At 46.9% G+C, this 11,699-nt stretch carries 13 protein-coding genes; 4 read left to right on the forward strand and 9 right to left on the reverse strand.

Annotated features, from left to right (window positions below; translation table 11 throughout):
• Positions 1 to 12: 12 nt before the first annotated feature.
• The 9 genes from rseP to spoIVB form a co-directional block, all read right to left on the reverse strand.
• A complete protein-coding gene (gene rseP, locus ACI4J0_RS06400) occupies positions 13 to 1,053 on the reverse strand; it encodes an RIP metalloprotease RseP (protein ID WP_439764984.1) in 1,041 nt (346 codons plus the stop codon).
• A gap of 21 nt (positions 1,054 to 1,074) precedes the next feature.
• The gene (gene dxr, locus ACI4J0_RS06405) at positions 1,075 to 2,232 is read right to left on the reverse strand and encodes a 1-deoxy-D-xylulose-5-phosphate reductoisomerase (RefSeq protein WP_439764985.1); all 1,158 of its coding nucleotides are present in this window, start codon (positions 2,230 to 2,232) and stop codon (positions 1,075 to 1,077) included.
• A 70-nt stretch (positions 2,233 to 2,302) separates the two neighbouring features.
• Complete coding sequence (locus ACI4J0_RS06410) at positions 2,303 to 3,160, reverse strand: phosphatidate cytidylyltransferase (protein WP_439764986.1); 858 nt, start codon at positions 3,158 to 3,160, stop codon at positions 2,303 to 2,305.
• 2 nt (positions 3,161 to 3,162) lie between these two features.
• Complete coding sequence (gene uppS, locus ACI4J0_RS06415; RefSeq protein ID WP_439764996.1) at positions 3,163 to 3,888, reverse strand: polyprenyl diphosphate synthase; 726 nt, start codon at positions 3,886 to 3,888, stop codon at positions 3,163 to 3,165.
• A gap of 38 nt (positions 3,889 to 3,926) precedes the next feature.
• Positions 3,927 to 4,481 (reverse strand): ribosome recycling factor, encoded by a 555-nt coding sequence (frr, locus tag ACI4J0_RS06420; protein ID WP_439764987.1) that lies wholly within the window; start codon positions 4,479 to 4,481, stop codon positions 3,927 to 3,929.
• 54 nt (positions 4,482 to 4,535) lie between these two features.
• Complete coding sequence (pyrH, locus tag ACI4J0_RS06425; protein ID WP_439764988.1) at positions 4,536 to 5,255, reverse strand: UMP kinase; 720 nt, start codon at positions 5,253 to 5,255, stop codon at positions 4,536 to 4,538.
• Positions 5,256 to 5,357: 102 nt separating this feature from the next.
• Positions 5,358 to 5,921 (reverse strand): DUF4358 domain-containing protein, encoded by a 564-nt coding sequence (locus ACI4J0_RS06430; protein WP_439764989.1) that lies wholly within the window; start codon positions 5,919 to 5,921, stop codon positions 5,358 to 5,360.
• Positions 5,922 to 5,987: 66 nt separating this feature from the next.
• The gene (locus tag ACI4J0_RS06435) at positions 5,988 to 6,761 is read right to left on the reverse strand and encodes a GDSL-type esterase/lipase family protein (RefSeq protein ID WP_439764990.1); all 774 of its coding nucleotides are present in this window, start codon (positions 6,759 to 6,761) and stop codon (positions 5,988 to 5,990) included.
• A 210-nt stretch (positions 6,762 to 6,971) separates the two neighbouring features.
• Positions 6,972 to 8,219 carry a SpoIVB peptidase gene (spoIVB, locus tag ACI4J0_RS06440; RefSeq protein WP_439764991.1) on the reverse strand — a complete coding sequence of 416 codons (1,248 nt, stop codon included), beginning with the start codon at positions 8,217 to 8,219 and terminating at the stop codon, positions 6,972 to 6,974.
• 314 nt (positions 8,220 to 8,533) lie between these two features.
• On the opposite strand from spoIVB, the gene ACI4J0_RS06445 reads away from it, so the two are divergent.
• The 4 genes from ACI4J0_RS06445 to ACI4J0_RS06460 are packed head-to-tail and all read left to right on the forward strand — an operon-like array spanning position 8,534 to position 11,478.
• Positions 8,534 to 9,001 (forward strand): hypothetical protein, encoded by a 468-nt coding sequence (locus tag ACI4J0_RS06445; protein WP_439764992.1) that lies wholly within the window; start codon positions 8,534 to 8,536, stop codon positions 8,999 to 9,001.
• Positions 9,002 to 9,028: 27 nt separating this feature from the next.
• Complete coding sequence (locus tag ACI4J0_RS06450; RefSeq protein WP_439764993.1) at positions 9,029 to 10,024, forward strand: LacI family DNA-binding transcriptional regulator; 996 nt, start codon at positions 9,029 to 9,031, stop codon at positions 10,022 to 10,024.
• A 27-nt stretch (positions 10,025 to 10,051) separates the two neighbouring features.
• The gene (gene pfkB, locus ACI4J0_RS06455) at positions 10,052 to 10,969 is read left to right on the forward strand and encodes a 1-phosphofructokinase (protein WP_439764994.1); all 918 of its coding nucleotides are present in this window, start codon (positions 10,052 to 10,054) and stop codon (positions 10,967 to 10,969) included.
• Positions 10,966 to 11,478: a deoxyuridine 5'-triphosphate nucleotidohydrolase gene (locus tag ACI4J0_RS06460; protein WP_439764995.1), complete on the forward strand. Its 513-nt coding sequence runs from the start codon at positions 10,966 to 10,968 to the stop codon at positions 11,476 to 11,478. The genes pfkB and ACI4J0_RS06460 overlap by 4 nt, the downstream gene beginning before the upstream one ends.
• Positions 11,479 to 11,699: the final 221 nt, after the last annotated feature.

Below are 11,699 nucleotides of genomic sequence, written 5' to 3' on the forward strand. Positions count from 1 at the left end.
CCTTTAAATTCATCACACAAAAATATTTTTAACGTCATTGAAGGTCACAATGAGCATAAGTATCATAAGCAGCGCAAATCCCGCAAAATGCACCATTCCCTCAGTCTCGGCTTTGAAGGGCTTGCGGCGTATTGCTTCGATAATGAGAAATACCAGCCGTCCTCCGTCCAGAGCAGGGAGAGGCAGGAGATTAAATATTCCCACATTTACGCTTATGAGCATAGCAATATCCAGCAGATAGCCTATGTCGAAGCCCGATTCCTTGGCACTTTCGGAAATTACGGTAACTATACCTACAGGTCCCTGCAAATTGTTAAGCCCGTACTTTCCGGAAATAAGGTCTCTCAGGGACATAAGGATAAGACGGGAATAGTACATAAACTTGTTTGCTGCGGCAGGAATAAGCTCGGCAGCCGTAATATCCTTGAGATATACCTTAAAGTCATAATTAAGTACACGCGTACCCGTTTCCTCATCGATGGTAAGACCGAATTTCACTCCGTCAAGGGAAATTTTCTCACCGTTTCGCTCAACAACAAAATCCAGAACGCCGTCCTCGTCGTTTCTGAGCTGATAGATAATGTCGTTTGCTGTAAAAATGTGAAGTCCGTTGACCTTGACGATCCTGTCACCCTGAACCATTCCCGCAGCCTCGCAGCCCGAGCCGGGAGTAACCTCTGCAATGATGGTCGTGGTAAGCTTTCCGGAAACAAGAAAAATTATCAGAGCAATAATAAATCCCAGAATAAGGTTCATCACCGCACCTGCGGCAATAACAGCGATACGCCGTCCCACAGGCTTTTTGCGGAAGCTGTTTTCATCCTCCGACTCCTCGTCCTCTCCCATAGAGCAGAAGCCGCCCAAAGGCAGAAGACGTATGGTAAACAGCGTATTCTTTCCCTGCTTTTTAAATATGACAGGACCCATACCAATGGCAAATTCCTGCACATCAATACCGCATTTTCTTGCCACGATAAAATGACCGAACTCGTGAACAATAACTATCACGCAGAAGATCAAGACTGCGCTGACAATTGAAATAACTGTACTCATTTATTCCTCCGAACAGTAATATCAGCAAAATCTGCTGTTTATGTAATCCCTTGCTTCTGCATCGGCTGCAAGGACCGCTTCAAGAGTATCGGCAGCGCGGACGGTGATGTTATCAAGAGCGCCGCTGACTCCCCTGCCTATATCTCCGAAGCCTATCTTTCCTGCAAGGAAAAGCTCCACGGCTCTTTCGTTGGCACCGTTTACGATGCTTCCCGCAGTTCCTCCCGTTCTGGCAGCCTTAACAGCAGCCCTGAGGCACAAAAAAGTATTATAATCGGGCTTCTGAAAGGTAAGTGTGCCGTAATCGGTCAGCGAAAGCTTGCCCGAGAGTGATTCGCACCTTTCGGGATAGGTAAGAGCAAGCTGAATGGGTATCTTCATATCGGGAACTCCAAGCTGAGCGATCACCGCATTATCAGAAAGAACTACCGCCGAATGAACAATACTCTGCCGATGTACAACTATCTCCACCTGCGAAGGCGAAACGCCGAACAAATGACAGGCTTCAATAAGCTCCAGACCTTTATTCATCATCGTTGCGCTGTCAATGGTGATCTTTCGTCCCATAGACCAGTTAGGGTGACAAAGAGCCTGCTGGATAGTAACTTCTTCAAGCTCATCTGCCGTCATTCCGAAAAAAGGACCGCCGGAAGCAGTAAGAATAATGCCCTTCAGCTGCTTGTTAACGTCTCCCTGTACTCCCATAAGGCACTGGAAAACAGCGCTGTGTTCACTGTCAATGGGCAGAATGGTTATGCCCTTTTCTGCGGCAAGCTTCATTACGATATCTCCGCCTGCCACAAGAGTTTCCTTGTTGGCAAGAGCCACTTGGATACCGCTTTCGAGAGCGGCGATCGTAGGCTTCAGTCCCACCATTCCAACAACGGCGTTAACGGTAAGCTCCGCCGTTCTGTCCGACGCAAGCTCGCAAAGTCCGTCAAGACCTGCAAGTACTTCCGTATCGCTGTCCGCAAGGGCGTCTTTCAGAGGTTTATAGTATTTTTCATCGAATATGCAGACTCTTTTGATCTTAAATTCTCTTGCCTGTTCCGCCAGCCTTTTATAATTGCTTTTTACTGCTGCGGAATGGATCTCAAATCCATGACGGCGGCACACTTCCAATGTCTGCGTGCCTATGGAGCCGCCCGAGCCTAAAAGATTTATCTTTTTCATCATCATTCACCCAAAAAATCAAGGTGCTGTCCTGCCCCGAATTTACCCGAGCCGAAACAGCACCGATATTATTTCATCAGCTAACGGAATGAATAAATATTTTCTGACCGAAAGCGTTGAACACAAGCATTATATAGGGAAGAACAAAAAATACGCTGTCAAATCTGTCCACAACGCCGCCGTGACCGGGAAGAAGCTTTCCGTAGTCCTTGATGTTGTACTCGCGCTTCAGCAGAGAAGCAGAGAGGTCACCTACCATACTGATGACCGCGGCAATAAGCATTACTGCCGCCAGCGCAATATAATTCACATCAAAATCTATTCCCTTATACGTGTGCATAAAATACTTGTAACCCATTCCGAAAAGGACAAATACAAGCGCAGTGACTATAAATCCTCCCACAGCGCCCTCAACGGTTTTTTTGGGGGATATGTCGGGACAGAGCTTGTGCTTTCCGCAGGCAGTACCAACGAAGTATGCTCCTGCGTCGGGTATCCAGGCAGCCATAAGAGCCATTATTACATAACATATGCCGTGGATATCGCTCATATTCTTGAGGGACACAAGACAGGTTATGGAAAATGTGATAAGGCTTGTAACCGTCACCATGACTGCAAGCTTGTCAAAAGGCAGCTTTTTGTGATCTGCCACATACCCTGCAAACATAAAAAACACGATCAGGGAAGCAGCAAACATTCTCCACACTATCCCTATCTGGGGAAACCAGGTAAGCATGGGTATAGCTGCGGCAAAAAGCAGACACATTCCGAAATGAACGGGAAATTTTTTGCAGCCGCAGACGGTGAGTATCTCCTGCACAGACATTATAGCGATAAGAGACACAAATATCGGAAAAACCAGCGTGTTGTGAAGGCATAAGACCAGAATACCGACAGAAATGCCCACAACCGCAGTGATCAAGCGCTGTTTCACCTTTAAACACCTCCGAATCGTCTGCTGCGTGACGCATATGACTCAAGAGCCTTTTTAAGCTCTTTTTCGTCGAAGTCAGGCCACAGCGTATCAGTAAAATATAATTCGGCATATGCCGACTGCCACAGCAGAAAATTTGAGAGCCGCTGTTCTCCGCTGGATCTTATGATAAGGTCAGCATCGGGAGCCGAACCTGTATAAAGCATTCCCGAAAAGGTCTTTTCATCGATATCCTCAGGGCGGATATCCCCCTCAGCGGATAATGCTGCAAGACGTCTTGCGGCATAAATGATATCGTCTCTGCCGCCGTAATTCATAGCAAGCATAATAGTCATAGAAGTGTACTGAGCCGAATTTTTCTCAAGCTCGGTCATTCTGCAGCGAAGCTCATCGGGAAAAGGAGTCTTATCTCCGAGAAAGCGGATACGTGCTTTTTGTCCAGCAAACTTTTCCGCCTCGTCAAGGTACTCCTTGAAAAGCCTCATCAGAGCATCCACCTCTTCGGCAGGCCGCTTCCAGTTTTCGGTAGAAAAGGCGTAAAATGTAACATATGGGATACCTATCCTTCGGCAGGCATCAACAGTTTTTTTAAGCGCCTCTCCCCCTGCTCTGTGTCCCATGCTTCTTGGCAGACCGCGCTTTGCCGCCCATCTTCCGTTACCGTCCATAATAAAGCCGATGTGGCGGGGAAGAGCGGAAAACTCTACTTTATTTTCAGCAGCTCCTATAACTACACGTCCTCTCGATCGCTATTTAAAAGGACAGCTCAGACTGTCATTATCTCCTTTTCCTTAACTGCAACTGCAGCGTCAACGTCCTCAACAGCCTTGTCAGTTACCTTCTGGAGGTCCTTTTCAAGACCCTTCATATCGTCCTCGGTGATCTCGGAATTTTTCTTCATAGCCTTGAGCTTGTCAAGAGCGTCGCGTCTTGCGTTTCTGATGGTGACCTTTGCTTCTTCGCCTGTAGCCTTGACCTGCTTTACAAGCTCCTTTCTGCGCTCCTCGGTAGGCTGAGGGAACGCAAGGCGAAGGCATTTTCCGTCATTTGTGGGAGTAATGCCGATATCCGAAGCCTGAATAGCTTTTTCAATGTTCTTGAGAGCGGAAACGTCCCAGGGCTGGATAACGAGAACTCTTGCCTCGGAAACGCTGATAGCAGCCATAGCGTTGACAGCTGTGGGTGTTCCGTAATAATCTACCTGTACCTTATCGAGGATAGCGGGATTTGCTCTTCCTGCTCTGATGGTATCAAATTCTCTTCCGAGAGCTGCGAGGCACTTGTTCATTTTATCCTGAGCTGATTTGATCTGTTCGTTCATTTTAATAATTCCTTTCAATGTTAAATTTTATGCCGGGAAGATACGTAAATTTTTTTAATCCTCGGGTACCACAAGAGTTCCCACCGATTTGCCGATGCAGGCGTCATAAATGTTTTCGGGACGGCTGAGGTCGAAAACAAGAATGGGCAGATTATTGTCCTTGCACATCGAAGCAGCAGTGCTGTCCATAACAGCAAGATTTTTCACAAGGATCTCGTTGAATGTAAGCTTGTCATATTTAACAGCGTCATCATACTTATTGGGATCCTTATCGTAAACTCCGTCAACCATAGTAGCCTTGAGAACTATGTCAGCCTCGATCTCGGCAGCTCTGAGAGTGGAAGCGGTGTCAGTAGAGAAGAAGGGATTGCCTGTTCCGCAGCCGAAAATGACCACACGACCCTTTTCAAAATGACGGACAGCCTTATTTCTTATGTAAGGCTCGGCGACCTGCGGCATAGAAATAGCAGTCTGAACGCGCACGTCAAGACCCATAGACTCGAGAACATCGGCAACTGCGAGAGCGTTCATGGTAGTTGCAAGCATACCGATGTGGTCTGCTCTGGTCCTGTCCATAGCGCCGCTTGAGCGGCCTCTCCAGAAATTGCCGCCGCCGACTACGATACCCATCTGAACTCCTGCCTCGACGCATTTCTTGATGCTTGCGCAGATAGGAGTGATAACACCGTAATCAAGTCCGTTTTTCTTATCGCCTGCAAGAGCCTCTCCCGAGAGCTTGAGCAGGACTCGCTTATATTTGATCTGATCGTTCATTTGCGATATACTTCCTTTCACGATACAGTTTTCACTATTCATTTTACACTATTTTACTCAGAATGTAAAGCGTATTTTGTAAAAATTTATCATCCTTACAAATTATTTCACATATTCATCAAAAATACTTTCGCAGGCTGAATTGTCACAGGTAACTGCATATATGTAATAACCGTTCTTTTCAGCGGAAAAATAATTATCAAGCTTGTCAAATTCGTCGGGATTATAGCCTTCGAAATCCTTTTTTCTTGTCTCTATCCTCTTTTCGGCAGCACTTTTTATATCATCAGCGCTCATTCCGTCTGTATTTATTACAAACACCTCATCGGCAAATCCGCCTGAGCCGCATATGTACATTGAAAAATCACAGCCGTCGGGAATTGTCAGATCGAGATACATTCCTATCCTGTCTGCTCCGACCTCCGCCATAGAGGGAAGCTCCACCGCAGCCATGACCGCATTGGCGATATCCCCGCATAACACGGTTCCTGAAGAAGCTTCCGTCTCCGTTTGCCCCGTTTCGTCCAAGGTCACCGCAGCCTCTTCCGAAGCAGATATCTCGGTGTAAGCGCCGCTTGCCGCAGGTTGGTTGTCCGACTCCCCCGAGCAGGCGGAAAAAGTAAGCGCACACAATGCCGCACAAGCGGCAGCTAAGGTCTTTTTCATATTACTATCCTCATCAATCTGTATTATTCAGCGCCTTGGCAAACAGCCGAAGCCCTGTTGTTTTCATTATTCGCTGTAAACGTGTGAAAGCAGGAAATCCAGCATCAGCCTGTAGGTGGATTTCATAAAATGGATACCGTCCGCCTCGGCGTATTCCTCGGGAAAACGTCCGTCGCTGCCCTTCAGAGCCGTGTTCAGATCAACAAAATAAACACAGCGGTTGTTGGCAAATTTAAGGAGGTCGGAATTAAAGCTGTCGATATCCGAATTAAGAATGGGATTATCCTCGTTAGTCTCCCTCGCTCCCGTTACGGGCGGAACGGAGATGATGTAAATGTTTGTCTTTTCCCTGTCGATGCTGTCGATAAAATCCCCGTAAGCGGCAAGAAGCTGCTCATCGGTATACATTCCGAGAAGATTTAGCCCAAGCAGAACATAAAGATTTTCGGGAGCCGCAGCATTTATCTTATCTGCCGCAAGTATCTCGCTGCCGTCGGGATTTGTAAGAGGCGTGGTGTTGATGCTCATAACGCTCATACCCACTCCCGCAGCTATCCTGTCCTCTGGAATGAAGCCGTATGAACCAAGCCCAACGATAAGCGAATCTCCTGCAAACATACAGCTATCGAAATAGCTTTCATCCTTCGGAGAGCTTTGAGCGATGGGGTTGATATCCGCCGTAGAAGTGCGCTCTGCTTCATCGGAAACATTTTCCTCGGTGATGGAGACGATCTCGCCATCATGCTTCTGAGGAAGCTCATCGCTTCTCATATACAGAGCAAAGCAGGCGATAAAGCTTGCAAAAACAAAAAGAAGAACAAAAGAAATACGGAATTTCATTCCCTTTTTTTTCTTTCTTTCGTAATAAGACGACAATTTAATTTCCCTCTTTCCGAAAATTCTGCAAAGCTAAATTTATTATACTACATACTCGGACAAAAATCAACATTTTGATAAATTAAAATTTTATTAACAGTCAAACGCCTCCGTATGTACTGCAAAGACATATGCCTGCCGCCTCTGAAACAGGCATATATCTCTGCAATTTTCTCAGCCTGCCGCATTTTCGGCACATTCGAGCATGGTATCAGCAAAAATGGCATATCCTCTTGTGGGGTCCCTCACAAAAACGTGAGTTACCGCGCCGACCAGCTTGCCGTCCTGGATAATGGGACTTCCGCTCATTCCCTGGACTATCCCGCCTGCCTTGTCCAGCAACCGTTCATCGGTAATGCGCACCACCATATTTTTCCCTGCCTCCGAAGCCTTCAGATCCACCTTTTCGATCTCCACGCTGTACTTTTTCGGAGATGAACCGTCCACCGTAGCGTAAATGAACGCCTCGCCGGTTTTTATCTCCTGCCTCATAGCCACAGGGACCGCGCTGACCATAGAAGGACATTTATCCATATAGCCGTAAATGCCGCATTCGGAATTGAGAACAAGACTTCCGCAGGACTTGTCCGAAGTAAACATTCCGATAAGCTCACCCGGGGAGCCTGCCGAGCTTTTCTTTATCCCGCTTATATAAACGTCCGCAGCCTCGCCGCTGGACATAGTGAGCATCTCGCCTGTGTCCGAATCGCATACGGGGTGTCCCAGACCCGCAAATATTTTTGTTGACGGGTCATAAAACGTGATAGTCCCTATACCTGCGGAGCTGTCACGCACCCACATTCCCGCGTGATAGGTGTCATCGGCAGCAGACTTGTCAGGCTTCAGAAATACCACCCTGCTCTCACCGTCTCTGACAAGCTCCACTCCAAGAGTCCTGCCGCCGCTCTCACCGATTATGCGGCTCACGTCCTTGTTTGAGGAAACAGTCTTTCCCGAAATGCTGATGATGATGTCGCCCTCGTTTATTCCTGCCTCACGTGCGGGCGATGTGACTCCACCGCCGTTGTCAAAGCCAGTAAGCTCAACCACAAGCACGCCCTCCGTAAGAAGCTTAATGCCGAAAGGAGTGCCGCAGGGAACTACCACAGGCTCGCTGACCTCAGTCACATTGACATTTTTTATGGGGAATACTCCAAAAAGTCTGAGCTGCTCTGTCCTTTCCGCCACAGCTCCTTTCATAGAAGAAGCGCTGAATATGGTATTTTCCGAAGCTTCGATGTCATAGCTTTCGGGAATTATCCTGTCCGAACGGACTTCAATATGCTCGTTTATAATAAGGCTTCCGCCCTCGGCAACGCAGTAATTGTCGGGCAAAGCGCAGTTATAGTATATTATACTTCCCGTCAGTGCCGCCAGTGCCGTACACGCCGCACCGCGGAACATCTTCAGTGCAAAATTCATATAGACTTCCTCTCCGCAGCGTCCGCCGCATTTGGTGATAAAGCGCCTGTTGTGAAACGCCTCACAGGATTAATATTTGCTCCTTGCAGAAAAATATAAGAGTTTTATATTCTATAATTTTAATCCCATTCTTTAAAAAAAGAAGTCGGAATTAGCAGACCGATATAATCTTCACAGTAATCGTTTTATTTTTTTCTGTAAATTGAAAAAAATTGTTGCACTTTAAACCATTTTGTGGTATAATATTTTTTATAACCGGACTGTCGGACAGGCAGCCTGAAACGGATCATTTTATCAAAGGAATGTATAATATTATGGAAATCCTCAGAAAGGCTTCACTTGTGCTTGGCTGCATCGCATTTGCCGTATGCTGTCTGTTTTTGAACCTCCTCGGCGGAATTGCGCTTTATACCAATAATTACCAAAACGCAGGCATGAGCCTGATGATTTCCGTAGGCGTGCTCCTTGCCGCCTTGATATTTGCCTTTTTCCGAAAAGGGATATGGAACCTCCTGTCGCTTGTTTTCAATATTGCGGGAACATTGCTTTACATCTACCCTATCGCCGTTCTTAATGGCATACCAAATTCAAATGTTCCCCGCTCAAGCATAGAAATACTCACCTCCAGAATATACCCGGCAGTGCTTGTGACCATACTGCTTCTCACCGCTGTTTTTGCCGATTTCTTTTCCTATGACCGCTCAGCCGAACGTGCAAGGAAGAAAAGCGAAAAGCTCAGAGAGCGCAGCCGAAGCCTTACAGACGATGAAAAGATCGTTTAATTTTACACTTGAAAGGACGGTTTTCCAATGAGCGTAACAATCAAGGACGTTGCCAAAGCTGCAGGAGTATCTGTAGCGACCGTATCCCGTGTTCTCAATAACAGCGCAGCAGTATCCGAAGAAACCGCAGCAGCGGTAAACGAAGTTATCAAGGAGATGGGATACAGCCCGAATTTTCTGGGAAGAAATCTCCGAAAATGCGAGACCAATAATATCCTTGCCATTCTCCCCTCCACAGAGCACACAGTCTACAGCGATATAATCAAGGGAATGCAGGACGCCGCATACCCGAATTACGATATTCTCCTCAGTACCAGCAACAGCTATCTGGGAACTGAGATGCGACTGCTTGAAATGCTTTTCAACCGCACCGTTGACGCAGTAGTCCTTCTGGGAACACAGCTTGAGGCGCAGACCTTAAACGATCTGAATAAGAGGTATAACATAGCATTGTGCTGCGAGCGGGTCTCGGACGCAAAGGTGCTGACCGTTACAATAAATAACGAAGAAGCCGCATACGATGCTGTAAAAATGTTCCTTGAAAAAGGTAAAACAAAGATTGGCCTTGTGACAACAGGAGGAAATACCGACGCTCTTTCATCTGCCGACCGCGAAAAGGGATATATCCGTGCGCTTTCGGAATATGGCATAAAACCCGAGGAAAAATACATTTACAGATGTTCCTATGATTATACCGACGGACGTGAAGCACTGAAATATTTTATGACCTTAGACGAAATGCCACAGGCAATATTCTGTATATCAGACCTTCTTGCCGCAGGTGTGATAAAGCAGGCGTTCAAAGAGGGTATTGCAGTAGGAACAGAGCTTGAGGTGTGCGGCTTTGACAACATCAGCCTCAGCGAAATGTACACTCCCGGGATAACCACAGTTGCCCAGCCGGGCTACGAAATGGGCAGGACAGTGATAAACAAGCTCCTCGACAATATGCACAGCACCGTAAAAAACAACGATATGATAATCCTCGATCATAAGCTTGTGATACGAGGCTCTGCAAAATAAAATTTTTCCGAAAGGACCCTTTCAGAAATGATCTACACCGTCACCTTCAATCCCGCCGTGGATTATGTTCTCCGTCTGAGCACCCTGTCCCGGGGCGGGATAAACCGCACCTTATCCGAAGAGATATGCTGGGGAGGAAAGGGCATCAACGTTTCCACCGTTCTGAAAATGCTCGGCACCAACAGCACAGCACTGGGATTTACCGCAGGCTTTACGGGCGAAGCGCTTGAGAACGCTGTTAAAAGTATGGGCATCGACTGCGATTTTATTCGTCTTGAAAAAGGCGTAACAAGGATATGCGTAAAGCTTTTTGAAACTGAAAGCTCCGAAGAAACGGAAATAAACCCGGGCGGTCCCGAAATAGACGGACAGGCAATAGATAAGCTGCTTCATCAGCTTGACAGGCTGTCCTGTGGCGATATACTCGTCCTTGCGGGAAGCGTTCCGAGATCTGTTCCCAACGATATTTACGAGATAATCTGCAAAAGGCTGGAAAACAGCGGCGTTCTCATTGCCGCCGACGCTTCGGGAGAGCTTCTCACAAAGCTCCTGAAATATAAGCCCTTCCTCGTCAAGCCCAATCATCACGAGGTAGGAGAGATATTCGGCTGTCAGATATTTAACGCCGACCAGGCGGAGGCATGTGCGCTTCAGCTCAGAGTCATGGGTGCAGCAAACGTTATCGTCTCTATGGCAGAAATGGGCGCTGTTCTTGCCGCCGAGGATTCAAACGTCTATAGGATAGGTTCGCCCAAAGGAACAGCCGTAAATTCCGTAGGTGCAGGCGACTCAATGCTTGCAGGCTTTCTGGCAGGATATCTCAGAACGAATAGCTTTTATGAAGCTCTAAAATGGGGTACAGCGGCAGGCAGTGCCACAGCATTTTCCAAAGGTCTTGCCGACAGAGATACATTTGACCGATTATTAAAGGAGATTTCACAATGAACAGGATAGCACGATTTGAAAAGGTTTCCCTGCAGCAGTTCACCGCCGACGCCAAAAAAAGCTTCCCTGACCTCACCGATGATGAATGTAAGGACATTTACGAAAAGATCAAGCTGCCCGTAAGAGCCACCGCAGGCTCGGCAGGATACGATCTTTTCATACCTCTCACAGTCACCCTGCAGCCCAATGAGACTGTCACCATTCCCACAGGCATCAAAGCATTTATCGAGAACGGCTGGTTCCTGATGTGCTGTCCGAGAAGCGGTCTGGGCTTTAAATACCGTCTCAGGCTCAACAACACCGTAGGGATCATCGACAGCGATTATTATTATGCCGATAACGAAGGACACATTCAGATAAAGCTCACCAACGAGACAAACGAGGGCAAGACCATAACCATGGAACAAGGCAGTGCATTCTCACAGGGCATTTTCATTCCCTTTGGGATCACCGAAGATGACTGCGCCGACAATGTCCGCACAGGCGGCTTTGGAAGCACATCAAAATAATCTCTGCCTGTTTTATATTATAGCACATTTGTATCGATTTGTCAATATAAAATCAGAACAAATGATGTGATTATAAAAAAATCGTATAGATAAACAAAATCCAAGCCATCATCTTATCAAAATAGCACATATAATCCAAAAAGACTGCTGCAAATAAATGCAGCAGTCTTTTTATACTAATAACCAATTGTTCTATGGATAAAGACGGTGGATAGAATACG

Source organism: Huintestinicola sp. (assembly GCF_051882455.1).
Classification (GTDB): domain Bacteria; phylum Bacillota; class Clostridia; order Oscillospirales; family Ruminococcaceae; genus Huintestinicola.